This window comes from Geomicrobium sp. JCM 19037 (genome assembly GCF_000698105.1).
In the GTDB taxonomy this organism is placed as follows: Bacteria; Bacillota; Bacilli; order Bacillales; family Marinococcaceae; genus Geomicrobium_A.
This window is the reverse complement of sequence record NZ_BAWZ01000004.1, coordinates 139,513-164,790: the sequence shown is the minus strand read 5'-3', so window position 1 is coordinate 164,790 and position 25,278 is coordinate 139,513. Positions and strand designations below refer to the sequence as shown.

The window sequence follows — 25,278 nt, the reverse complement described above, 5'->3', positions numbered from 1 at the left end:
TTTTGTGCCGGCAGAACCCTTGCACGGAACAGAAATGTGTAGGCTCTATTTTTGTGCCGGACAGAAACCTTGTCCGGCATGAGCAGTTCGTGCTTAACTCATCCGACTTAGGATTTGAAAGCCTGGGGCGTCTAAGGCTGATTGTTAAAAAACCCGCCCCTATCCGATGTTCCATGTGTTACAATCTCTTTGTGTGTGTTATTTAATTTTAGTTAATTGCCTTAGCTACGAAACCCCCTCTACTGCTTAGCGGTAGAGGGGGTTCGTCGATTCAAACGTCATTTAACAACTCGTAAAGTTTTGTTTTATATACTCGTATCCTTCCTGATGTTCCTGTTTTGCATAGAAACGCAAGCCATCTGTTGCTTTAAATAGTAGGTTCGCATACAGTCTTTCTTTGAAGTGAGGTATTTCAATGCCCTGTTCGGTCCAAATCTCTTTCATCATTTTAGGAAAGTTCATCTCTGGAGACCAAAAATGAAGACCGGCTAAGTCGAACATGAAATCTCCTTGCATCGCCATTTCCCAGTCTACAATCCTAGTAACTTTCTCCCCATCTGATAGCATGTTGCCGAGATGAAAGTCGCCGTGAACTAAGAATGATGTTCTTGGCGCATATGACGCGAGCTCCATCATTTTTTTGAACCCTTGATCAAAGGGTTCCCTTTCTAGTATCTCTTCTTCAAATAGTGTTTTCCAATTCCCATAAAACCCGTCGACCTCTTCGATAAAGAAACTTTCGAGCACTTCTGGCCAGGAGGTCAGCTTTGCATGCCCATCAGGGTCGATCCATCCAAATTTTCCATTCGTTTTCGTATTTACGATTTTAGAATAAACGAACGTTAATTTCTTTAAGATGCGGCTTTGCGTACTTTTTTCATACGAAACAATCGGCTTACCATTTACTCTTTCGCTAAACATGTAGTGAATGCCATTAACGACATTCGTATGATGCACTTTGGGTATAGGAAGTGTCGCTCCATATTTATGATAGATTTGTTTCGCTTTATCTATGCTTTCACTGTCGAGCCTAAAATGAGCAACATACTGAGCAGTAGCGGTTTCAAATTGATACACGCTGCTTCGTTCACCCATATCAATTCTTTTAATATGAACGGCATCTGGGTGCTCGTTGTAAATAATATTCGCAACGTCTTCACCTGTTAGATTGAGTTTAAATGATTTCATGCGCCTCACCTCACTAATAGCCCGCATTGTAGCATACGTCCATAGTTTGTTAAAACGAACCGATTAATCTGTTAGTGAGCAATCATCTCATGCACAATATCCTCTTCGTTAAGATCTGTAGGATAATACGTTGGCCAATTCGTTACTTCGTCCAATAGATCCTCTCTGTCATCGCCCCAGTATAAATGGAAATGGTGAGAATCAGTTGGAGCAATTTCGTGATCACTAAATTGAATATATTCAGGCATGGCTTCGTCTCCATCGACCTTTTCAAAGATAAAGCGAACCCCTCGATTCCCTGCATCATATGTCAAAATTTCATATCCATCGTATTCATAATTCGCTGTACTTTCCTCATCATTTTCATAGAAAGTGAAGCTGTCATCTCCAATAACAATTTGATCAACATCTGTTTCATACCCTACTTCATAGTAATCTTTATACTCTTCAGCAGACATATCATTGCCCTCTTCATCGGCTTTATGCTCAAACACCTCGTCTAATGTACCATCTACCAAATAGGGATAAACGGACTGCCACTCACCAGACCAATCGGATAATGAGCGATCTTTTACATCGTCATTGTAAAAGAAACCATCATAGATTCTTTGGCTTTCTTCATCGTGAGCATGACTATGTGCATGGTCGTGATCATGATCGTGATCATCTATGACAACTTCTACTGAAGGAGACTGGACATATGCTTCATGATCAGCATCAAAAAGTACTGCTTTAATCTCTTGTCCATCATGTGTAGCTTCTCCTGAATAGTGTTCGGTACCATGGTCAGGTACTGATTGCCACTCTGAATTATGATCAGCTCTCGTGTACCAGTGCCAATGATCATAATCTACATCTTCATCGAAGTTCGCTACCAATTCTATTGAATCACCTGTGTGGTAATGATCTGCTAATCCCTCAATACCAACATCTTCTGGAGAATTCTGACCAGGGTCTTCATCATGGTCAGAATGATCCTCTCCTCCTGTTTCTTCTACTTGCTCATCTACACTAGAAGCACTCGAACCTTCATCTGAAGTATCATCGGAATCACAAGCTACAAAAAGCGCTGATGCGATTAAGATACTCCATCCTTTAAGTAGTTTCTTATTCATTACTCATATCTCCTTATTTGATTACCTATTTTTTCATTCAACATGGATAAGCTTATTTATCATCGTTTAGCGCTATTTCTAGCGTATCGATGTTCATTCTCATCATGCTGAAATAATCTTCTTCATTCTCGAGGTCTTCATGAGAAATGCTTTCCATATTACGTAGAATAAGGCTCTCAGCCCCGATCTCTGATTGAATGACTTCACTAATCGTACTGCTAACATTATTTTCAAATGTTACGTATTGAATATTGTTTTCTGATGCTACTTCTACAATTTCCACAAGGTCAGCCTGTGAAGGTTCTTGTGTCGTAGACAACCCATGAACGCTAAGCTGTTCAAGTCCGTAACGTTCTTCCCAATAGCCATACGCAGCATGAGAGACAATGATTTGATGGTGATCGGCTTCAGCAAACGTCTCGCGAAATTCATCATCAATCTTTTCTAATTCAGTTTTCACTTTTTCAAAATTTCGTTCGAAAGTTTCACGCTCTTCAGGAAGTAATTCAATGAGCACTTCTTTAATATTCTCTGCAATTTCTATGCTTAGGATAGGATCTAAAAATACATGTGGATCCCCCATCCCACTCGTACCATCATGATCATCAATCACAATTTCAACTGGTGAAGATTGGACATACGGGTCTAGATTATTATCATAAATAACGAGCATAATTTCCTGACCGTCTCTAGCTTCGGCTTCGAATTTTGTCCGATCCTGACCTTCTGCTGCCTCCCATTGGTGATGCGTATGATTTCGGGTGTACCATTGCCAGTGATTGGACTGGAGTGCTTCTTCAACCTCTGCTGTAATAACGACCGTGTCTCCCGTATGATAGTGATCAGCAACGCCTTCCAAAGCTACTTCTTCTGGAATATCATCACCATACGGGTGGTTCTCGACTTCAGGATCATCAACACTATCTTCATCGCTGCGTTCACCTCGTAAAGGAATATGTTCGCCCGCTGCTATTACGTAAACATTTTCATCATCTAGAACATCTTCCACTGTATCTGCAAATGGTTCTAATCCAACACCCGAATAGATAAATACATCTTGTTCTGCAAGTTTTACAAAGTCAGTGGATGAAGGTTCAAACGTATGTGCATCCGCATTTGGAGGATATATACTTTCTGCTTCTACGAAATCTCCGCCAATTTTATTTACAAAGTCCTCCAGTGCAAAAAGTGTGGTTGAAACCTCCAATATATCGTTGCCTCCTTCTGTTGGTTGCTGCTGATGGTCCATACACGCCGTAAGTATTACAGCAAGTCCCAAGAAGAAAACATATGAGTTTTTCATTTATCATCCCTCCATTACCCACTTAATTTTTAAATCCAGCATTTTTCCTTTATACGCATGTTTGCGAAAGGCAATACGAGACCTTCCGAATGTAAGCATGGAGACTCTAGGACGCCCCATGATCACGCTTTTCGAAGTTCACCATACTTCGCTAACAGCTCATGACGCTTTCGTTTTTACCCATACACAACTCCTCCTTCAATATTGTAAATCGTAATCATTACGATCGTAACGGTTACGATTTAAAGATTAAAACAAATCTGCTCGTATTGTCAACAGTAGATTTTGTTATACAGAGAATACGTGTCACTACGTTACAAAATGATCGACTGTACCCCTTGAGCCTTTTCTGGTGTATGAAGTAATCACTTGCATTTTTTCAGTTTTTGTTGAAATCTCCCCTTCCTATCCTCTTTATGGTTAAGACTTTCCTATGGACGCTCGTTCTCCGGCAGTGAACGGCGTTAATTTCTTGACTTTCAGACTATGAAATTCAATGAAAAGAAAGGACAAAAGACGTTAGTATTTTTCTTATGAAGTCTAAACGCCTGTCTTTCCACGATTCTACAGGATTTTTATTAAGCATACCGAAATAATTTACTGTAGGAAAAAGGAGGATTGTAGCACTTTAGGGAGTCGATTAACGGGATTAAAAGGGAGGATTTTATGAAGAAATTTAAAACATTTGCACTATCTAGTATTTTCTTTCTGTTAGCTTCATCTGCACTTCCATACGCGGCAACTGCTGAGGAGGCAGAAAAAGCGATTGAAGCACAAATTTTTGGTGTTCATGATTTCACGTCTTCGCAGACGAAGACAGTCATCGTTGAACTTGAAGAAAAGTCTGAACTAGACGCAAGACAATCAGGTGAACGCCAATCCCGCTCCGTACTAACAGACGAGCGCAATCGTGTACTTAATGACATTGAAGTGAACGTCAGCTCAGTAGATGTGGTGCAAGAATATGGCTATGTTTTCTCTGGATTTTCCATCGATCTTCCAGAAGATGAAATTCCACAACTTCTGACCATTGATGGCGTCAAAGCGGTTTATCCAGATGTGGAATATGAAGTAGACACAATTGGTGAAGACATTGCCATTGCCGAAGAAGAGTTTAGCCCAGATATGCTTGACAGCGGACCATTCATCGGGAATCAAGAAGCGTTTGATATGGGGTATACCGGGGAAGGTGTAACCGTCGCTGTTATTGATACCGGCGTCGATTATACACACCCTGACTTAGCCCCAGCTTTCGGGAGTTATAAAGGGTATGACTTTGTCGATAATAATGAAGATCCACAAGAGACACCTCCAGGAGACCCTCGTGGTGGTTCCACTGACCACGGTACTCATGTAGCGGGAACCGTTGCTGGTAGTGGTCTTGTTACTGGGATTGCCCCGGACGCGAACCTTCTTGCTTACCGTGTACTCGGACCCGGTGGTTCAGGTACGACAGCAAATGTTATCGCAGGGATTGAGCAAGCGGTTCTCGACGGCGCTGACGTAATGAATTTGTCGCTAGGGAATACGCTGAACGATCCAGACTTTGCAACGAGTATTGCGCTTGATGTGGCAATGGCAGACGGTGTTGTTGCCGTTACATCTAACGGGAATTCAGGGCCAGAGAACTGGACTGTCGGCTCGCCAGGTACGTCACGCGAAGCGATTTCTGTCGGTGCAACACAGTTGCCTTTCGCTGAGTACACGGCAGCGATGCAAACAGAAACAGGCAGCTATCCATCTGCTGAGGTAATGGGCTTCTCTAACGAGTTGGATTTACTTCGCCTAAACGAAGGAGAGTATGAATTCTTTGATGCTGGCATTGGTGCTCCTGAAGACTTTGAAGATGTTGACGCAGAAGGCAATATTGCACTGATGGTTCGAGGGGACTTACCCTTCGTTGAAAAAGCAGAAAATGCAGCGGATGCTGGAGCTGTAGGTGCTATTATTTACAATAACGTCGAAGGAGCTCAACCAGACGTTCCAGGCTTAGATATCCCGACGGTTAAATTGTCGCTCCAAGACGGGCAAGCGATGCTAGATGCGCTCGCTAACGGGGACAACACCGTTTCATTTGACTTTGATTTTGACCGTGAAGTTGGAGAAACGGTTGCAGACTTCTCTTCTCGCGGACCGGTTATGTTTAACTGGATGATCAAACCAGATGTGTCTGCACCAGGGGTATCGATTGTAAGTACTGTGCCAACACACGATAGCAGCAACCCACACGGATATTCTTCCAAACAAGGGACCAGCATGTCAGCACCACACGTCGCTGGTGCAGCAGCTATTCTTTTGGATGCAGATCCGGATGCAAGTGTTGAACACGTACGTGCAGCATTGATGAATACTGCAGAAACGCTCGTCGACGCTGATGGGAATACGTACCCGCATAATACGCAAGGAACTGGTAGCATTCGCATTCCAGATGCCATTAACGTAGACTCTACAGTCATGCCTGGCACTCATTCGTTTGGTATCTTCAATGAAGACGAGGGTGTACAAACGAAGCGAAGCTCGTTTACAATTAATAACGTTTCTGATCAAAGACAAGCGTACGGCTTCTCGATTGAATTTGACGGCAATCCTTCTGGTATTAGTGCGATGACGAGTAGTGACATTGCTCTTCAGCCAGGGCAATCTGGTGAAGTCCGCCTGAACATTCAAGTGAACCCTGACCTTTTAGACAGTGGTTATTATGAAGGTATGATTACTGTTGAAAGCCTCACCGATACAATCGAGGTACCTACAATTCTATTTGTCGACGAGCCTGACTATCCACGAATTACTTCTCTAGATGTTCTTGATACAGAGAAGCCAAATGAATTTGATCTCGTTGCAAATGTACCTCGTGGAGCAGAGGAACTTGGATTCTGGCTCTATGACGCAGAAACAGGCAACTATTTAGGACTTGCTGACTCGTATACTGATGTTGCTGGTGGTACATTCGAGGAAACATATGATGCCACTCATCTTGACGCTGGTGATTACGTGATGATTGGGTATGCTGAATATCTCGAACAAACGAATACCGCTCAAAGTGACGTGTTTACAGTCGTCGAAAATGACGAAGATGCTTCGCAGCCAGAACCAACTCCAGACCCAGAAAACCCACCACTTTGTGAACACAACGCGTGGTCAAGCTCTTCCATTTATGTAGGGGGAGACCGAGTTGAGCACAACGGTAACTTCTACGAAGCCAAATGGTGGACGCAAGGGGAAGACCCAGAACAATCTGGACAATGGGATGTTTGGAAAATCGCTTCAGACTGCACCGAACCAGATGAAGATCACGGTTATCCTGCTTGGTCAACATCTGACATCTACGTCGGTGGAGACCGTGTACTCCATGACGGCCAATTATTTGAAGCCAAATGGTGGACACAAGGTGAAAACCCGAACAATTCTGGACAGTGGGACGTTTGGAAAAAAGTAAGCGAATAACGAAAAAAGGTTGAGCGGATCGAACTCGCTCAACCTTTTTAATGTTCAGTCACGAATGCTTCCAACGCATTCACTGCGTCTTCAGCATCATTTCCCTCAGCCTTTATTACAATTGCCGTATCTTTACGAATGGCCAAGCTCATAACACCCATAATGCTTTTCGCATTCACTTCTTGATGATTTTTTTGGATGGTGACATGAGAACCGAATCGATTTGCTTCTTGAACGAACAACGCTGCAGGGCGTGCCTGCAATCCAGATTTTAAAGTGACTGTCACTTCTCTTGTAACCATGGCTTCCCTTCCCTTCACAATCGTTTAAGCTTGCGGCAATTCAATGTTTTCGTGATTACGTAACTTCTCAGCCATCTCATCGAGTTTTCTTAATCGGTGGTTCACGCCTGACTTGCTCACTTTGCCTGAAGGAACCATCTCACCGAGCTCTTTAAGCGTAACTTCTTGATGTTTCACTCTTATCTCTGCGATTTCTCGCAGTTTTTGCGGCAATTTATTCAAACCAATCTGTTGCTCAATAAACTCGATATTCTCAACTTGACGTAATGCCGCTCCGACGGTCTTGTTCAAGTTCGCAGTTTCACAATTCACCAACCGGTTGACGGAATTTCTCATGTCTTTCATGATCCGTACGTCCTCAAAATAAAGCAAAGCTTGGTGAGCACCAATAATATTTAGAAACTCAGTAATGCGCTCGCTCTCTTTCACGTACAAAATGAATCCTTTTTTACGCTCTAGCACCTTTGCCTGCAAGTCAAACTCCGCCATCAGCTTTTGGAGTGAGCGATTGTGTTGTTCATATAGTGAAAAGATCTCCAAGTGATACGAAGACGTATCTGGGTGGTTCACCGATCCTCCTGCTAAAAAGGCTCCGCGCAAGTAAGCGCGCTTACAACATTGCTTCTCAATCAACCGATGAGAGATGTCTCGTGTAAATGAATACCCTTCGCCCATAATCTCTGTGTCTGCAAGAATTTCACGAACATGTTCGTATAGTCGAACGATATACACGTTATTTTTCTTTAAACGCATTTTCTTTCTGACGACGAGTTCTGCTTTCATGTTATCATATGAACGTTTCAGCAACGTGTAGATTCGCCTAGCAATCGCAGCATTCTCGGTGGATATATCGAGGGATAGTTTGCCATTGCCAAAGGACAGCGCTCCGTTCATTCGTATGAGTGCAGCTAGCTCAGCCTTCTCACAGCATGAATCGGTTTCAATTTGCGTTAATTCTTTTTTAGTCATCGCTGCAAAAGACGACATGAGCGTTCACCACCTTTATAATTCTATAATAATCTCTGACAGCTTCTCCGCGTGGTGACGCAGATGGCTGCTTTCGATGCGTATGAAGTTATCTTGAATCACTCGTAAACCAAGCGCTTGTAGGTTTGTCGTATCGCACACGACAGCCTCTGCTCCCTCTTCCAAGTAACGGTTTGCCATTTCTTTAGGGATCGGTGCTTCGTTCACAAGCACATGATCGAATACGTCGTTACCGACGTGTCTTTGGATGGCTTTCACATGGTCGGAAGCCGAAAACTGTTCGGTCTCCCCGTACTGCGTCATTACATTGCATATATATAGTTTCTTCGCTGTTGATTGCTTAATTTCCTCTGTAATTTCGGGCACAAGTAAGTTCGGGAGCACACTCGTAAACAAACTACCTGGACCGATCACAATTTTATCCGCTTCGCGGATGGCTTGGATCGTCTCAGGTAAAGCGGTGGGATTTCTTGGCTCTATAAAAACGCGATCAATCGTTTGTTCCGCGTGAGGGATGCTGGATTCACCGTAAACAATTGACCCATCCTTCATCTCTGCGGCCAATTCCAAACTATCATTGGACACCGGGAGCACCTTGCCCCCAACATTGAGCACTTTACTAAGTTCCGTAATCCCACGGGCAAAGTCCCCTGTGATCGATGTCATTCCAGCCAATAGCAAGTTGCCAAGCGTATGACCGGTTAACCCTTCACCATCTTTAAAACGATGTTGAAAGAGTTGTTCAATTAAAGGCTCCACCTCCGCCAATGCCGCTAACACATTGCGTACATCACCAGGAGGAGGGATGTTCAATTCTTTACGTAAACGACCTGAACTGCCGCCATCATCTGCAACCGTTACGATTGCAGAAATATCTACGTCATATTTCTTTAAACCTCTGAGTAATACCGCGAGACCTGTTCCGCCACCAATGACTGCAACTTTCTGTACACCCACTAGCTACGTTCGCCTCCAACTTTCCGATCGCGATGACTGCGATGAACCGGATAGGCACTCTCATACAAATTCGCAAAGCACTCGACAAGCGTAACGGAGCGATGCTGCCCACCTGTACAACCAATCGCAACAATGAGCTGGGACTTTCCTTCTTGTTTGTATAGCGGTAACATGAACGTTAACAAGTCTTCAAGTTTCTCTATGAAAACTTTCGTGTCATCCCATTTTAGAACATAGTCAGACACATCTTTATCAAGACCGGTCATCGGGCGAAGTCGGTCAATATAATGCGGGTTTGGAAGAAAGCGAACATCAAAGACAAGGTCGGCATCAATTGGAACTCCGTGCTTAAAGCCAAACGACATAAAATGAACCGTAAATGTCTGTTCTTCAGGCTTCGTAAATAAACGATTGATTTCCTCTCGCAACTCTTTTGGTTTAAGGCTTGTCGTATCAATGCGATGCCTTGCACGACCTTTGATTTCTTCTAAAATCTTCCGTTCTTTTTCAATACCTTCTAACAGCGAACCGTTTGGCGCTAACGGATGGGAACGTCTCGTTTCTTTATATCGTTGAACGAGCTTTTCATTATCTGCATCCAAAAATAAAATATGTGTATGCAAATTCGGCTTGTCACCCAGCATACTAACAGCTGAAAACACTTGGTCAAAAAACTCACGACCACGCAGGTCCATCACAAGGGCTACGCGATTCATGGAACCGGATTCAATGAGGTCTAACAATTTCGGAATAAGGGCTGGAGGCAAATTATCAATACAAAAATAACCAAGGTCCTCCAAACTTTGGACCGTTACCGTTTTCCCCGCTCCGGACATCCCGGTTATAACAACAATTTGGATATCTTCGTTCATATCCTTCTCCCCTTTTGTTCACCTGTACCGTTCTGTTCTTCTTCCCATTATACATCATTAAAGGCTCGATTCCCAAAAAAGGCGCAAGGCGATATCGCCTTGCGCTTCAAGATATATAAAAGGGGGGTCAATTAACTAACCCCATCATAGCGCATGAGTGTTGCACTGTGGTTACAAATCCGTTAAAAGCGAATAACGAATTTATAAAGAAATGTTAACATCGTTATTTCGAACCTACTTGGGTGAGCAGTTCTTCGACATAATGCTGTGCATTTTGGGCAGCTAAACTACCATCACCTGTCGCTGTAACAATTTGGCGAAGGCTCTTTTCACGAATGTCTCCTGCAGCATATAGCCCAGGAATGGCCGTTTCCATCTCTTCGTTCGTTTCAATATAACCTTCATCATTTGTGATCCCTAAGTCTTTCACGGCATCGTTTAATGGCAACATCCCGATATAAACAAACACACCTTCGGTTTTGTGTTCATACTCCGTACCATCTTCGACATCCACAAGTGTGACACTGCCTACTTTGCCGTCCTCACTATGAATTTCTTTAACAACCGTATTCCACTTGAAATCAATCTTGTCGTTAACAAATGCGCGTTGCTGAAGAATCTTCTGGGCGCGAAGCTGATCCCTACGGTGCACAATCGTTACTTTATCAGCAAATCGAGTCAAGTAGACAGCTTCCTCCACTGCAGAATCTCCACCACCAACAACGATGATTTCACGCTCACGGAAAAATGCGCCATCACAGACCGCACAATAAGATACACCGCGGCCACCGAGTTCTTTCTCGCCTGGAATGCCTAGTTGTTTATACTCTGCACCAGTCGTGACGATGACGGCTCTCGCTTTGTATGATTTGTTTCCTGCGTGAACGGTTTTATATTCTTTACCTTCTTCAATGGACTTGATGTCGCCATACGCATATTCGGCACCAAATTTTTTGGCATGGTCGAACATTTTATTCGAAAGGTCGGGACCGAGAATATGATCATACCCTGGGTAGTTCTCAACATCTTCGGTATTTGCCATTTGGCCACCTGGAACACCGCGTTCAATCATTAGCGTCGACATTTCAGCTCTTGACGTGTAAACAGCTGCCGTCATTCCAGCTGGACCTGCACCTGCGATAATCACATCATAGATTTTTTCTGTATCCCCTGACATCTCCAACACTCCTTTTTGTTTATTCTGGATTGAAGTTCATTATTTTATCCTGTTCCCAAAGTATATGAAATGTCGCTAGTCAGCGTCCATAAATTTGCTTGAGTGTTACTCGATTCCAAAAGCTAGATCGCGCAAGTCTTCGCAACGCACTTCTTCATCGTCGAGGGATCGTATCTCCCACGTCGCCAGTAAATTAGCCGCATGTTCATGCCCCCACCTTTTGGCGATGGACCACGCTTTTCTTGTGCGGTTATTATACCCGAGGTGATATGCGACAACACCGTACCGGTAGAAAAAAGACGCCTTTTCCTGTGGCATATGCTTTTGCAAATAACGAAAAACAGGAAACGCAGCCTCGTATTCTCCGAGCCTACATAACGTCGTTGCCACCTTATACATATGGCCTTTATCAATCGGTACAACATCTTTTAATCTCTCCGTCCAATAGGACGCTTCTTCTTTGTGACCTGCTTCAAACAGCAAAAGCGCAATTTGGCAAAGTGCAGGCACATATGGCTGCTCCTCAATGAGTTCTTGCAACACGAAAATCGCTTCTTCCGTTCTCCCTTGCAAGTGAAGCGCTCGCGCCAGTTGGTTATATGAAGCCAAATAACTTGGCTGATCCTCAATCATCTCACGCAAATTTCGTTCGGCTTGACGGTAATTGCCTTCTTTAATATAGCGCCACGCTTCTTCATATTGCAAAATGACTTGATCGGGGACAGGGTGATCGACAAGTTCATCGTTTTCTATTCCCGCATCAAGATCCTCAAGGTTTAATAGCTCAAGCAGTTCTTCTGTATCTGCACGAAACTCGCCATATGGCATGAGCTTCAAATAATTATTCGCCGCTTCTCTTGCTTTATCAAACAACCCTAAATAGGCATAATTATTTGCTAGAAAATAATAACAATCGTATAGTTGGTAATCAATATGCTCGACTACGTGTAACAGAATCTCGTTGGAACGCTCATACTGACCCATGTCCGATAACACAGCTGCCAACTGACAGTGAAAAACCCCTTCGAGGGGCGTAAGTCAATGGCTCGTTGCAGCAATCGCGTCGCACGGTGCCAGTCCTTCTTTTGATAAGCAATGACACCTTGTTTAAAGAAGTATTCCGGATTCTGTATAAAAGGGACAACTTGACCCATTGAACAAACCCTCACTCTCCGGTTTTGACCATAGCAAATTCGCTTTTGCCACAAGCTAACTCTCCGAACAAAAGCATAACGAACTAATTATACCACATAATCTATTGGAATCAAAAGAACCGTCTCAAAGTCATGAAGCATAGGTGTACGTTGTCAACATTTAGAACTGATTCCCAAGCTACGGACGACATCCTTACCCCTTCGTGGACAAGGTAAGAAGGGTCAATGAAACTTCCGAAACTAAAGTGCCCACTCCATTATGAGCGTGTCATCCTTCGAGCCATTGACCTTGATATGTCTTCATGCTTTTTGCTTTCAACTGCCAGTCTAGCATGCTTCTGGCAATTTAGAGATTCACCTTACATGCGCCACACCCCAATCATTCCGAACAAAATGCTTTTCATATTTCCCTACTCTTGCTTTTAAATATGAGCAAACACCTTTTATGCATTGTATAAAAATCATAATCCCTTCACGCTGTGACTATAATGTAAAGAAGACCACGTTTATCGCAACGTTCAGATTATTTCCTTGAACCTCTTTTCAAAACAGCACTTTCATACTACGATGTACAGAGTGTCTTTTAAGGGGGATATTCATGTTTATTGCACTTATTACTTTTACAATCCTCGCCTCCTTATTTCTCACCTATGCAATGATCAAGCGTGCCAACAAGACGCTGCTTTATGGGTTAGGACTACTCACAGCATCTCCAATTCTTTTATTAACGTCCGCCTACATGTCAGGATTTGTACTAAGCGCCTCTTTACACGAGACGTCCACACTGATCGCTGGCGTCCCAGGCCAAGTCATCGGGTTCAGCCTTCCATTTATCGCAGCGCTCTTCTCAGCAATGAGCTTCATTCTAATAGGCAAAGGATTGTTCGGAACAGTCATTAACGTCCGAGCACGCAGAGCATGAAAAACCCCTACCGCAGTGGATGCGGTAGGGGTTTTTAGTCATACAATTATCTAAAAACCGATGATCCTTTGTCTTGTGGTGATATTTCTGAAAATACTGATGATCCCTTATCTTGTGGTGATACTTTTGAGAATACTGATGAACCTTTATCTTGTGGTGATACTTCTGAAAATACTGATGAACCTTTATCTTGTGGTGATACTTCTGAGAATACTGATGAACCCTTGTCTGCACTGGCTTCAAGTGTAAATGCAGATGAACTAACAACTAGCGCAAAAGCAAAAGTAATTATAAGTTTTTTCATGATATATCACTCCTAGATTTTAATTGAAAGTTACGGTACTCAAGGGCCTTTTTTAAGAAACTAAATGCCTGTTGATTCTCACCAGTTCTTTCCATATAAACAGAAACCTCATTTGCCATTTCTGCACATTCAAAATAAAAGTTACCATTCTCTAAAATCTTAAATCCTGACATAACCAGTTCCATATTACTTTCTAAATATAGCCCTTTAACAATCTTACATCTTGCAATATATTCCGTGTTACCATATTTCTCGGCTTCGGTCATGGCAACCTTCAAATAATTTTTTGCATCCTCAAGTTGGTGCAACCTGAAGTACACAAGTGCCAGATTATACTTTGTCTTCGTACCCTCAAAGGTATTCCAATGATTTCCGGTTTTTAGTGCTTGAGTAAAGTAATCTAGTGCCCCTTCTAGCTTATTTGATTGTAACAAGCTAAGACCGAAGTTACGAAGGGCAAAAGCATGCGTAGTAGGGAAATGACTAGAATCTTGCAATACTTTACTAAACAAACTTTCTGCTTCAGTAAATTCTCTCATCTCTGCGTACACACACCCAAGTAACATGAGACTGTTCAAAGCACGTTCCGTAAACAATGGATTTTCTTTAAAAGTCTTGTAAGCAAGTTCTAAATAATGAATTGCACTTACATACTGGTCAATTCTGTAGTAAGTCTCACCCATCCTATGATAAAAATCTGCTTTTTCATAGGGGTCAACAAGTTGATCAAGTTCACTTTCTGTAGCCTGATAGTAACGAATTGCTCTAGCATAGCTCCCTTGCAAAAATTCATACTGACCATAAAGAAAATTCGTTAAACAATTTAATGATGAATTTTCTACAGTAGACAAACTATTTATTACTTGAATTTTGTTGAAATAATCACCCTCTGAATAATTTTCAGAGATCAGCATATGTCTAAAGTCTGTTAGCTCATAATAAAGTGATATTTCATCTTCCACACTCTCTTTGATAAGCAACTCCTCTACAACTTTCTTTAATCGTGTGGCTGCTTCTACGTCTCGTCGAATGATCGCATGGTACCAGTTTCCAATGGTTGACACGAGGTCAGCAGGGGATACATATGAGCTCATTCTGTTATGTCCCCCTTTAAAACTTAATCTACTTAAAATCCTAGAATTAATATCTATTTTACTATAAAGTAAGAATTTTTCAATATAATTGAGTAAATATTCCTAGTTAATGTGAGCGGAATTTTTCTTTTCTACCAAAAAGCAACAGATTTCTATGCGATTTCGCGCTGATTTTGTCCCTTAATCTTCAATTATGCTATACTGCGGTACACTACATGAATGAAAGCAGGGAATATTTTGACTGCAAATGCCTGTCTACAAACGATACGCTCTTATTATTCTTCTTTATCGGACAAAGAAAAAAAGGTTGCAGATTACATTCTTTCCGCTCCAGATCAAGCGGTTTATTTTTCAATTTCGGAACTGGCAGAAGCAAGTGGTGTTGCTGATGCCACAGTTTCTAGATTCAGTAAACGGCTTGGGTATAAAGGTTTTCAAGATTTGAAAATATCTTTAGCTAGGCAGATTGTGAAAGAGGAGGCGAATATTCACGAATCCATCTCATTACAAGATGACGTCGGCACACTCGCCTCGAAAATATTCACTGAACATAAACGAGCCATGGATGACACACTTGCCCTTTTAAATGAAGAAACGTTGCAACAAGTAGCTGAGGTGATTACGAAAAGCGAGCGCATTGACTTGTACGGTTCCGGTGGTTCCGGCGTCGTTGCCGAAGATGCATACCACAAGTTCATGAGGTTTGGCATCCCAATCCAAGCGTTTAGCGACAGTCATCAGCAGATGATGAGCGCATCTTTGCTTTCTAAAGGTAGTACAGCCATTGGCATTTCAAATAGCGGTAGTAACCGCGATGTTGTCGATGCTTTAAAGACGGCCAAAGCAGCTGGCGCAACGACGATTGCGATATCAGGGCACACGTCGTCACCTTTAACAAAAACTGCGGATTATACGTTAACGACGAGCGCGAGGGAATCGCTTTTTCGTCTGAAGCGATGGCATCCCGTATGGTACAACTCGCTTTAATCGATGTTTTGTATGTATTCGCCGCACTGCAACTAAAAGATACAACACTGACAAACTTAGACAAGATTCGTGAGTCGATCGCGACGAAGAGGTATTGATCATTGAACACGAGCAACTTTGATGACCTCTAATAGCGATGCATGTGCACGCTTTCGACATGGAAGTGCACACTTTTGACAAAGATGTGCACATAATCGACACGGATGTGCACCTTTTCGACAAAGATGTGCACATAATCGACACAGAAGCGCACCTTTTCGACAAAACCCATACCCACCCCGGCCCAAAGCGCCAATCTTACGCAAACTGATGTTGCCCCTCAGCATTAAGAGACTTAAAAATATCAACCCCCATCATAGCCACGCTATGATGGGGGTTGTATGTGTGCTTAGTTAAAGAAAAAGCTGAGTGCAAATACGACGAGGAATCCGACAACCCCGATAATGGTTTCCATCACTGTCCAGGACTTGAGTGTGTCTTTTTCAGACATGCCGAGGAAACGGTTAACGAGCCAGAAACCTGAGTCGTTCACGTGAGATAATACGGTCGCACCACAGGCGATGGCAACGGCAATGAGCGCGAGCGATGGCTGTGATAAGTCAACAAGACCAACGATTGGCGAGATGAGTCCCGCCGCAGTTAGCATGGCGACGGTTGCTGAACCTTGGGCAACGCGTACCCCGGTTGCGATTAAGAAGGCGAGCAATACGAGTGGAAACCCTGATGCGGCCATCATGTCTCCCATGACGTCACCGACACCACTTTGAATGAGGACTTCACTAAATACCCCACCCGCTCCGGTAATAAGGATCACGATCCCTGCCGGCTCCAACGCTTTCGTTGACATATCTTGTAGCTGTTGCTTAGTAAGGCCGCGTTTACGACCTAAGAAATGCAGCGCGAAAAGCGTCGCGATGATTAAAGCGACGAACGGGTGTCCGATGAACATTAATACTTGTTGGAGCACACCTTCATTCAATATTTGCTCTCCGGCTGTATTCGTTAAAATAAGGATGAGTGGCAGCAAGATAATAAATAGAATTAACTTAAACGAAGGAAGGTCACCGGTTGCTTGTTCTTCGGCTTCTGCACGCTCGAGAATATGCTCAGGCACGGGCACGTGAATACGGTTGCCGATAAAGCGACCGAATAGTGGCCCTGCGACGATCATTGCAGGCAAACCTGCAATAAACCCGAAAAGGAGCATCCAAGCTAAGTCAACACCTAACATTGATGCAATGGCAATCGGCCCGGGCGTTGGTGGCACAAAGCTATGCGCCACCGCCAATCCAGCGAGCAATGGAATTGCATAAAAAAGCAACGACTTGCCGGTACGCATCGCCAAACTGTAGACGATCGGAATTAAAATGACGAGGGCAACGTCAAGGAATACTGGAATGGCGACGATCAGCTGTAAACCCGAGGGCCCACTGCGCCCGTTTCTCGCCAAATGTATCAATGAGGGTGAACGCCAGCCGTTCAGCTCCTCCGGATGTCCTGAGCACTTCACCAAACATGGCGCCAAGACCGACGACAATGGCGATGAATCCGAGTGCACCACCCATTCCTTCTTCGATCGTTTCAAGCAGTGCTAATGGATCCATACCGGTCATTAGTCCAATGAAGATACTCGCCAATAACAGCGCCAAAAACGCTTGCATTTTGGAACGAATGATTAAGTATAAAAGTAAGCTGATACCTAAAATTGTAATAATTATTAAGCTTACGCCTGACATGGAGAATTACCCTTTGTTTTCGTATTAATACTCCTTACCATTCGGCAACACTGCCATCTGTGTGTCTCCAAACCGGATTTCGCCAGTTGTGACCTTCTTCACTCATTTTCCTTACATGCGCTTCATTAATTTCAATCCCTAAACCTGGACGATTTGAAATCTCTACATACCCATCTTTATAGTTAAAAACGCTCGTATCGGCCAAATAGTCCAGTAAATCGGACCCTTGGTTATAATGAATACCTAGGCTTTGCTCCTGAATAAACGCATTGTGGCACGTTGCGTCCACTTGTAAGCACGCAGCAAGTGCAATCGGTCCTAACGGACAATGCGGTGCAGCGGCGACGTCAAACGCTTCTGCCATCGACAAGATTTTCTTATTTTCCGTAATGCCACCGGCATGAGAAAGGTCTGGCTGAATAATGTCTACGTAACCGTCTTGCAAAAGGTTCTTGAAATCCCATTTTGAATACATTCTTTCGCCAGTCGCAATCGGAATGGCGGTATGGTTTGCAATCTCTCGCAACGCTTCGTTATTTTCAGGGAGAACGGGCTCCTCAATGAACATTGGCCGGAACGGTTCAAGCTCTTTTGCAAGGATTTTCGCCATCGGTTTGTGGACTCTCCCGTGAAAATCGATGCCAATACCAATATAAGGACCTACCGCTTCACGAATGGCAGCAACATTTTCCAGAACAAGATCGATTTTTTCGTAGGAATCGACGTATTGCAATTCGTTCGTTCCGTTCATTTTTACCGCTGTGAACCCACGGTCAACGACACGCTTCGCCTCTTGCCCAACATCTGCAGGGCGATCTCCGCCAATCCAGGAATATACTTTAATAGAATCCCTTGCTTTACCGCCGAGCAATTCATGGACCGGCGCACCATAGTATTTGCCCTTAATGTCCCAGAGCGCTTGATCAATTCCAGAAATTGCACTCATGAGAATCGGACCTCCACGATAAAAGCCAGAGCGATACATCACATTCCAATGATCTTCAATATGAAGTGGGTTTTTGTCCATGACGTATTCCATCAATTCATGAACGGCAGCTTTCACGGTTGCCGCACGTCCTTCAACGATCGGCTCCCCCCAACCGGTAATCCCCTCGTCTGTCTCGATCTTTAGAAACAACCAACGTGGGGGTACTTGAAACAATTCATAGTTTACGATTTTCATCGTTCGTCACTTCCTTTCTCCATTCGTGGTTACGCTTTCATAAATTCATCTTCTTGATCTGAAATTATCAAAACGGTTTCACCTATCATTTTAATTCCTACTTATTTTTCAAAACGATTGAGTGCATCTTACCATTATGTGGCTAAAAATGAAATATATTTTCTTCATTTCATTTACAAATGAAAATTATTTTAATAAGATACAAACAACACCATTACTTTGGAGGCGTTTTTATGAAGGTAGGCATTGTTGGGCTTGGAAAGATGGGACTGCTCTATCTTTACAGCTTATGGATCGTAACATCGATGTTGTTGGATTGGACCAACAACCGGAAGCAAGGAATACATTGCAGGCAGCTGGTGGCGGGACCGCGGAAACGATTGATGATCTCCTGAACGCTCTTGAGACCCCGCGCACCCTCATTTTGCTCGTGCCTGCTGGAGATATTACCGAAAACGTATTTCAAGAATTACGCGGGAAACTAGTACCCGATGACCTCATTATCGACGCTGGAAACGCCCATTACCGCGATACGTTGCGTCGTCATGAACAGCTTAAAAACACGGGAATTCTGTTTGCAGATAGCGGGACGTCTGGGGGCATTTCTGGTGCTAGAAATGGGCTCTGTGCAATGGTAGGCGCGGATGAGGAAGCAGCCGATCGCGTCAAAGCGGTCTTTGAAGCCATTACAATTGAGAATGGATTTTTACTCACTGGGGAAGTCGGGAGCGGACACTATTTAAAAATGATTCACAATGGCATCGAATACGGAATGATGCAAAGCATTGGCGAAGGGTTTGAGCTCCTAGAAAAAGGGCCATTCGAATATCATTACGAGAGCGTTGCCGACATGTGGAATCACGGCTCTGTCATTCGAGGATGGTTAATGGAATTAACCGCAGAAGCATTTAAAGACGAGCCAAAACTAGAGAGCATTAAAGGCGTGATGCATTCTTCCGGAGAAGGCAAATGGACAGTAGAAGCGGCTTTAGACTATCAAGCAAGTGCCCCCGTCATTGCAATGTCGCAGTTGATGCGCTACCGCTCACTAGATGACGACCCGTTTCACGGAAAGGTAGTCGCTGCATTGCGCCATCAGTTTGGCGGTCATGCGATTGAGAAAAAAGAGTAGTGGAAGCAGGTGATTGACATGGACAATCATTATATCGGCGTGGACATTGGAACAACCGGCGTCAAAGCGTTGTATTTGATCAAGAAGGGACGGAGAGATTCAAAGCGTACGAGACGTACCCAATGCGAAGCCCGACTCCGGACGCCGCCGAACAAGATGCAAACCTCATCTATGAGAAAACGATGGGCGTACTCGAGCAAGCACTTGCGTTTCTGGCAGACGAAGGGACGCGTGTGCGTGCGGTGAGTTTTAGTTCTGCTATGCACAGTATGATGTGTGTCGATGAGTCAGGAGAACCTCTGACACAGTTGATCACATGGGCGGACAAACGAAGCGCAAAAGAAACGAAAGCGCTGCAACAGACGGAGCGGGGGCAGGATTTTTATGAGCGAACGGGGACACCGATTCACCCGATGTCTCCGTTCGCCAAGCTCGTGTGGATGAATGATCATCAAGCACCATTGCTAGAAAAACCGCAAAAATCGTTGGGATTAAAGAATATATCCTCTTTAAACTATTCGGGGAATTTGTGATGGACGAGTCGATTGCAAGCGCTACTGGACTGATGAACATTCACACACGCGAGTGGGATGAAGACATTGCCGCTTATGCAGGTATTTCCCTAGAGCAACTTCCGACGCTTGTCCCAACATCGTATACGTTCTATAGAGAAGAGACTCCATACATTATCGGAGCAAGCGATGGCGTATTGTCCAACTTAGGCGTTGGCGCCATTGATGAAGGGGAAGTGGCGCTAACAATCGGAACGAGCGCGGCGATTCGTAGTGCATCTCGCGCGCCACACGTGGATGCCAAAGGCAGGACGTTCTGCTACTTACTAACAGATGATCTATGGATTATTGGCGGACCGATCAATAATGGTGGCATTGCCCTTCAATGGGTTGTCGAAGAGCTCATTAAAGATGCCCCCCTTTCGAATGAGAACGCCACCGAGGCGGCGCTTTCGCTTGCCGAACGTGTGCCGGCAGGGTCAAATGGTTTGCTCTTTTTGCCGTTTTTGACCGGTGAACGCGCGCCGCTTTGGAACCCCGAAGCGACCGCATCTTATATTGGACTCACCCGCACCCATACGCGCGAAGATATGATTCGGGCTGCGTTAGAAGGGGTCACGTTCAACATTTATAGCGTCTTGCTTGCCTTGCAAGAATTAATCGGAGTTCCAAACGCCATTTACGCTTCCGGGGGGTTTTCCCGCTCAGAGACATGGAAACAGATGGCAGCGGATATTTTTGATCAACCGCTTCATTTCTCTCCCTCTTATGAAAGCTCGGCATTCGGCGCTGTGATCTTGAGCATGTACACACTCGGAGACATTGAGCAGCTCTCTCATTTTAAAAATCGTAAAACTCGAGAAGAAACGGTTGTGCCAGATGCAACAACTGCAACCACCTATCGCGACTATAGCTCGCTATATTTAGAACTAATTCGGAGCTTGTCTCCCCATTACGAGCGGCTGTATCGTTTGCAACAAGCGGCAACAGCTAGTCGATAACTTTTCTACCCTACCCATTTCTGCATTTTTTAGAAATGGGTTTTTGAAGCGGTATAAACTGCGGTTAACAAAGGGGCTGAAAAAAGCGAATCACTCGTTCACGCGAACCTCGGGCCGTGCGTATGTGGGGATTCCAACAACATGAAGTGGTGCATTCGTCAATTATTCCCACATAGAACCGCCTATGTGGGAATATCGCCTTTCTATGTGGGGATTCCTGCAAAAAAACGGCTCGATATTTCAGAGAATCCCATCATAGATCCTGTCTATGATGGGATTCTCTATTTATACCAAGCGAAACACGGTTATACGTTTTTCAGTAAGCTACATCATCAAGGGGGCAGTACCCACTAAAATCCCATCGCACAATTATTCAATTTACTCATTTACGGCAAGCTTGTTATCCTCTTTTATCGAATACACCTGATAATAATATGGTAAAATTTCTTGAGAACATTCCTTACTACTCCATTGCAAAAACATCATTTAGAGTCATTCACTATCAGCTAAAATTAACATATATTCATAATTTTTACAATTAATTTACGTTCGTACGAGCGTTCATTTCTTCCTATAATGATACAAACGGCAGAAAACAAGGAGTTCAGCAATGAAACAACAATCCATCTTGATCGGTGCGGTTGCGATTGGTGGCGGGCTCGGCAGTAGCTTGCGTTATGGCATACATATGATGAGCCGCTCACGCATGGCCCGTTAGGCACGATCATCGTAAACCTTATTGCGAGCTTCTTGCTCGGGGCGCTCGTAGGTGCGGTGCTCAACCGCTCGTTTCCCGAATGGTTGCGCGCTGGGTTTGGCGTTGGTTTTTGTGGGGGGCTCTCAACGATGTCCGCCTTTGCAGCGGATGGGGTGTTTCTCATCACAGACCAGCACCTGGTTTTCACTGGCGTCTATATGATCGTGTCACTCGTTGGAGGCATCTGCTTCTCATTTTGCGGGTTGGTGTGTGGACAAAAATGGGCAGGAGGAGCAAATCAATGACCGTATTCGCTGTGTTTTTCGGAGGAGCTGCCGGTGCGGTTTTGCGGCTGATCCTTGGCAATGCCATTCAACGCCAAACACCCCACACACCGGTTCCTCTTGCAATGATCATCGTAAACATTGTAGGTTCTTTCGGCCTCGGCGCGTGGTATGCATGGTCAACAACAGACGAAAGTATTGTACACGCACTCATTGCCATCGGATTTTTCGGAGGGTTCACGACGTTCTCGACATTCAGTGTGGAAGCACTGGAGCTCCTCGAGCAACGTCGCTACCTCCCTTTACTCATTTACGTGAGCCTAACTTTACTCGGATCCGTCGTCGGTTTTCTTATCGGGCTCAGTCTTTCAATTCTTTAATCAAGTCCTGGGGTGTGTCTCCTTGTAACGCTTGCACAAGGTTTTTCGCCGCACACATCTCCATCTCTCTCGTCGTTGCATATGTGCTCGACCCGATGTGCGGAGTTAGTGTGACGTTATCCAATCTCATAAGCGAATGATTCGCCGGCAGTGGCTCCTGATCAAAGACATCTAGGCCAGCTGCAAAGATTTGTTTCTCTCGTAACGCGGTAACGAGCGCATCTTCATCTACGACTGGACCGCGTGCGGCATTGACGAGTATACTCGTCGGCTTCATAAGCCCAAATTCTCGTGTACTAATGAGCCCAGTAGTCTCTTCTGTTAACGGAACCATCACAACGACAATATCAGCATGTTGGAGCAGGTCATCGAATTCCATATACTGCGCCTCGTAATTTTGCTCCACTTCCGGTTGACGACTGCGATTATGGTACACGACATCCATCTCAAATCCGAGGCGAGCCCGTCTGACAACTTTCTCTCCAATGCGCCCCATACCGATGATGCCGAGTGTACGATGATGCAGATCTTGGCCAAAGAACGTACTGTCTGGTTCCGGCTTCCACTCACCTTTTTTAATATACTCATGTAACTCAGCAATTCGACGACTGGAAGAATCATCAAGCCAAGCACGAGGTCAGCCACTGTTTCATCGAGCACATAAGGCGTATGGGTCGCGAGCACCCCGTACTCTTGAAACGCGGCGACATCAAACGCATCATAACCGACACTAACCGTGCTGACGACTTTTAGCTTCTTAGCATCGGCTAACAGCTGAGCATCAACTCGTGTCGACGTGAGCATCGCCCCTTCTGCTCGTTGCAACTCATCACGCAAACGTTCCGCGGGTACTTTTTTGTTGGCTCATTCCAAACCGCCAGCTCGCAATGTTGCTCGAGGTAGTCTCGGGTCTCTCGTTCAATCGGATGTCCGACAAACACGTAAGGTTTCACGACGTCACTCCATCATTTGCAAAATTTGTTGAAATAGTTGTATGAACTTATCTTGTTCCTCTATAAACGGCGTATGCGCACTATTCTCAAACACATGGAAATCCTTATGCGGGGCATCAATCTTTTCAAAGAAGCGCTCGGCTTCCAAAAGACTCGTCTGGTAATCATACCGTCCATGCATAATATAAACAGGCATTTCGAAACGTTTCGTTCGTTCGGCCACATCTACGTCCATCATTTCTTTCCCCACTTGTTTATACGTAAGCGCCGCACCAGGCAAAATGTTCATTCGTTCCCGCAACGTGTACGCACGACATTTCATAATATCAACGAGGCTGTTCGTGTTTGAGTAGCCGTTTTTCTTCATCCCGCCGCCGTACTTATTCACTTTTCCAAGCAGCATTCGGTAATCGGCATTTTCATGTAACGTGTCATCTATTTTCACTTTTTTGACGCGCTTTACTACCCCATGTTCTCCACGAACCGCTGCACTTCGTTCCAAAAACTTGAGCGTATCTTTCGTTGATTCACGGTGTCTACCCATCTGCCCCGATGTAATCAACGCACGAAAATGCTCGGGATGTGAATGGGCGGTTAAACAGGCAATCATACTTCCCCATGAATGCCCGAACAAATAAATCTTCTCGCGTTTCCATTGCTGTTTTAAATGTTTCGTGATTGCTAAACAATCGTTCACGTAACGATCAATCGAAAGCTCTCCTTGTGTTTTCGGATTATAAGACATGCCCGCACCTGGTTGGTCCCAATAACAGACCGTCACATCTTCAAGCCACGCTAGTTTTTCAGCGGCCATTAATGGATATTCAGGAAACCCTGGCCCCCCATGTACAAACAATAATAATGGATTTTCTTTATCCGTTCCTTCAATAATCATCCCATGCTCATGTCCGTCAATCTCCACATACTCTTTTTGTGTAAACATCCAAACCCTCCTACAATCTGCTCTTTACGATAAAATACTGTGCACTATAATACGTTGCCATAATAAGAACATGCGACAGTTCCAAAGGTTCTACGAAGCGGTTCCACGCCAAGAAACTATCGGAAATAATAAACAAAGCTGCCCCGAAAATCACCAAGCGGTTTCTCGTAAGCATCGCCGTAATTCCCATTGAACCAATGACTCCTATGTACAATACGACAGGAACAACCATACTCATGTCCCCTGATTCTACTAAAGCACGAATAATAAAAAAGCCAATCAATACGATATAAATAAAAATGATTCCGACAGCGAATACACGATTGGCCTCTCTTTTTCGTGCATGCCAAAACGCGGGAATATAAAATAAATGGCCGATCAAAAAGATGACAAGTCCAGCGATAAACGAATACGCGATCGCCACATCTGCCACTGTACAGACCGTGACGCCAATCATGACGAGCACACCCGAGCCTTTTGTGCGAATGTTAAGACCATAAATAATAATAAGGACCATAGGAATAACTTTGAACAGAACGACAACATGTGTGGATACATTTAGTAAAGGAATAATGAAAATATAAAGTGCACTCATCAATAAGATCAAACCTGTCAGACGTTGCATAAGAACACACCCCCTCCCCGGTCAGTATCTTCATT

At 44.2% G+C, this 25,278-nt stretch carries 22 protein-coding genes and 3 pseudogenes; 8 read left to right on the top strand and 17 right to left on the bottom strand.

Annotated elements, in window-relative coordinates; genetic code table 11:
- Positions 1-282 precede the first annotated feature (282 nt).
- From JCM19037_RS04010 to JCM19037_RS04000, 3 genes are all read right to left on the bottom strand, one after another.
- Positions 283-1,188: an aminoglycoside phosphotransferase family protein gene (locus tag JCM19037_RS04010; protein ID WP_042398084.1), complete on the bottom strand. Its 906-nt coding sequence runs from the start codon at positions 1,186-1,188 to the stop codon at positions 283-285.
- Between the two features lie 71 nt (positions 1,189-1,259).
- Positions 1,260-2,303 (bottom strand): metal-binding protein ZinT, encoded by a 1,044-nt coding sequence (locus JCM19037_RS04005; protein ID WP_042398082.1) that lies wholly within the window; start codon positions 2,301-2,303, stop codon positions 1,260-1,262.
- 52 nt (positions 2,304-2,355) lie between these two features.
- Positions 2,356-3,606 (bottom strand): metal ABC transporter solute-binding protein, Zn/Mn family, encoded by a 1,251-nt coding sequence (locus JCM19037_RS04000; RefSeq protein ID WP_042398080.1) that lies wholly within the window; start codon positions 3,604-3,606, stop codon positions 2,356-2,358.
- 666 nt (positions 3,607-4,272) lie between these two features.
- On the opposite strand from JCM19037_RS04000, the gene JCM19037_RS28970 reads away from it, so the two are divergent.
- The gene (locus JCM19037_RS28970) at positions 4,273-7,050 is read left to right on the top strand and encodes a S8 family serine peptidase (protein ID WP_081829037.1); all 2,778 of its coding nucleotides are present in this window, start codon (positions 4,273-4,275) and stop codon (positions 7,048-7,050) included.
- Between the two features lie 38 nt (positions 7,051-7,088).
- Here JCM19037_RS28970 and JCM19037_RS03990 read toward each other — a convergent pair whose 3' ends face one another.
- From JCM19037_RS03990 to JCM19037_RS03965, 6 genes are all read right to left on the bottom strand, one after another.
- On the bottom strand, positions 7,089-7,343 hold the full coding sequence (locus JCM19037_RS03990) for an HPr family phosphocarrier protein (RefSeq protein WP_042398077.1): 255 nt from the start codon (positions 7,341-7,343) through the stop codon (positions 7,089-7,091).
- Positions 7,344-7,367: 24 nt separating this feature from the next.
- Positions 7,368-8,330, bottom strand: coding sequence for a DNA-binding protein WhiA (whiA, locus tag JCM19037_RS03985; RefSeq protein WP_042398074.1), 963 nt, complete (start codon positions 8,328-8,330; stop codon positions 7,368-7,370).
- 15 nt (positions 8,331-8,345) lie between these two features.
- Positions 8,346-9,287, bottom strand: coding sequence for a YvcK family protein (gene yvcK, locus JCM19037_RS03980; RefSeq protein ID WP_042398071.1), 942 nt, complete (start codon positions 9,285-9,287; stop codon positions 8,346-8,348).
- Positions 9,287-10,159: an RNase adapter RapZ gene (gene rapZ, locus JCM19037_RS03975; protein WP_042398068.1), complete on the bottom strand. Its 873-nt coding sequence runs from the start codon at positions 10,157-10,159 to the stop codon at positions 9,287-9,289. Before rapZ ends, yvcK begins: the two co-directional genes overlap by 1 nt.
- Before the next feature lie 223 nt (positions 10,160-10,382).
- Complete coding sequence (gene trxB / locus JCM19037_RS03970) at positions 10,383-11,336, bottom strand: thioredoxin-disulfide reductase (RefSeq protein WP_042398065.1); 954 nt, start codon at positions 11,334-11,336, stop codon at positions 10,383-10,385.
- 105 nt (positions 11,337-11,441) lie between these two features.
- Complete coding sequence (locus JCM19037_RS03965; protein ID WP_238544533.1) at positions 11,442-12,332, bottom strand: tetratricopeptide repeat protein; 891 nt, start codon at positions 12,330-12,332, stop codon at positions 11,442-11,444.
- A gap of 756 nt (positions 12,333-13,088) precedes the next feature.
- Between JCM19037_RS03965 and JCM19037_RS03960 the strand changes: the two genes are divergently transcribed.
- A complete protein-coding gene (locus JCM19037_RS03960) occupies positions 13,089-13,412 on the top strand; it encodes a hypothetical protein (protein WP_042398059.1) in 324 nt (107 codons plus the stop codon).
- Positions 13,413-13,458: 46 nt separating this feature from the next.
- On the opposite strand, the gene JCM19037_RS03955 is transcribed toward JCM19037_RS03960, so the two are convergent.
- Both JCM19037_RS03955 and JCM19037_RS03950 read right to left on the bottom strand, forming a co-directional pair.
- A complete protein-coding gene (locus JCM19037_RS03955; RefSeq protein ID WP_042398056.1) occupies positions 13,459-13,716 on the bottom strand; it encodes a hypothetical protein in 258 nt (85 codons plus the stop codon).
- On the bottom strand, positions 13,713-14,810 hold the full coding sequence (locus JCM19037_RS03950; RefSeq protein ID WP_042398055.1) for a hypothetical protein: 1,098 nt from the start codon (positions 14,808-14,810) through the stop codon (positions 13,713-13,715). Before JCM19037_RS03950 ends, JCM19037_RS03955 begins: the two co-directional genes overlap by 4 nt.
- A gap of 237 nt (positions 14,811-15,047) precedes the next feature.
- On the opposite strand from JCM19037_RS03950, the gene JCM19037_RS03945 reads away from it, so the two are divergent.
- Positions 15,048-15,797, top strand: a complete 750-nt coding sequence (locus tag JCM19037_RS03945) for a MurR/RpiR family transcriptional regulator (protein ID WP_238544525.1) — start codon at positions 15,048-15,050, stop codon at positions 15,795-15,797.
- A 388-nt stretch (positions 15,798-16,185) separates the two neighbouring features.
- On the opposite strand, the pseudogene JCM19037_RS03940 reads toward JCM19037_RS03945, so the two are convergent.
- Both JCM19037_RS03940 and dgoD read right to left on the bottom strand, forming a co-directional pair.
- Positions 16,186-17,533, bottom strand: a pseudogene (locus tag JCM19037_RS03940) (GntP family permease).
- Positions 17,534-17,567: 34 nt separating this feature from the next.
- Entirely contained in the window at positions 17,568-18,716 is a 1,149-nt protein-coding gene (gene dgoD / locus JCM19037_RS03935) for a galactonate dehydratase (protein ID WP_042398053.1), read from the bottom strand.
- Between the two features lie 148 nt (positions 18,717-18,864).
- On the opposite strand from dgoD, the gene gnd reads away from it, so the two are divergent.
- From gnd to crcB, 5 genes and pseudogenes are all read left to right on the top strand, one after another.
- Positions 18,865-19,848, top strand: a complete 984-nt coding sequence (gene gnd / locus JCM19037_RS03930; protein WP_307189717.1) for a phosphogluconate dehydrogenase (NAD(+)-dependent, decarboxylating) — start codon at positions 18,865-18,867, stop codon at positions 19,846-19,848.
- A gap of 122 nt (positions 19,849-19,970) precedes the next feature.
- Positions 19,971-20,449: pseudogene (locus JCM19037_RS24885) on the top strand (FGGY family carbohydrate kinase); the annotation flags it as partial.
- Positions 20,450-20,596: 147 nt separating this feature from the next.
- Positions 20,597-21,361 (top strand): FGGY-family carbohydrate kinase, encoded by a 765-nt coding sequence (locus JCM19037_RS03925; protein ID WP_373900334.1) that lies wholly within the window; start codon positions 20,597-20,599, stop codon positions 21,359-21,361.
- Positions 21,362-22,111: 750 nt separating this feature from the next.
- A complete protein-coding gene (locus JCM19037_RS22025) occupies positions 22,112-22,363 on the top strand; it encodes a CrcB family protein (RefSeq protein ID WP_052363518.1) in 252 nt (83 codons plus the stop codon).
- Positions 22,360-22,722, top strand: a complete 363-nt coding sequence (gene crcB, locus JCM19037_RS03915; RefSeq protein WP_042398051.1) for a fluoride efflux transporter CrcB — start codon at positions 22,360-22,362, stop codon at positions 22,720-22,722. The genes JCM19037_RS22025 and crcB overlap by 4 nt, the downstream gene beginning before the upstream one ends.
- Here the strand turns inward: crcB and JCM19037_RS26665 are convergent.
- The 4 genes and pseudogenes from JCM19037_RS26665 to JCM19037_RS03900 all read right to left on the bottom strand — a co-directional run bounded on the left by JCM19037_RS26665 (position 22,703) and on the right by JCM19037_RS03900 (position 25,243).
- Complete coding sequence (locus tag JCM19037_RS26665; protein WP_238544531.1) at positions 22,703-23,302, bottom strand: NAD(P)-dependent oxidoreductase; 600 nt, start codon at positions 23,300-23,302, stop codon at positions 22,703-22,705. The genes crcB and JCM19037_RS26665 overlap by 20 nt on opposite strands.
- Positions 23,302-23,526, bottom strand: a pseudogene (locus JCM19037_RS26660) (bifunctional glyoxylate/hydroxypyruvate reductase B); the annotation flags it as partial. The gene JCM19037_RS26665 and the pseudogene JCM19037_RS26660, both read right to left, overlap by 1 nt.
- A 153-nt stretch (positions 23,527-23,679) precedes the next feature.
- Positions 23,680-24,618 (bottom strand): alpha/beta fold hydrolase, encoded by a 939-nt coding sequence (locus tag JCM19037_RS03905; RefSeq protein ID WP_042398049.1) that lies wholly within the window; start codon positions 24,616-24,618, stop codon positions 23,680-23,682.
- Positions 24,619-24,628: 10 nt separating this feature from the next.
- Positions 24,629-25,243 carry a lysoplasmalogenase gene (locus tag JCM19037_RS03900; protein ID WP_042398047.1) on the bottom strand — a complete coding sequence of 205 codons (615 nt, stop codon included), beginning with the start codon at positions 25,241-25,243 and terminating at the stop codon, positions 24,629-24,631.
- Positions 25,244-25,278: the final 35 nt, after the last annotated feature.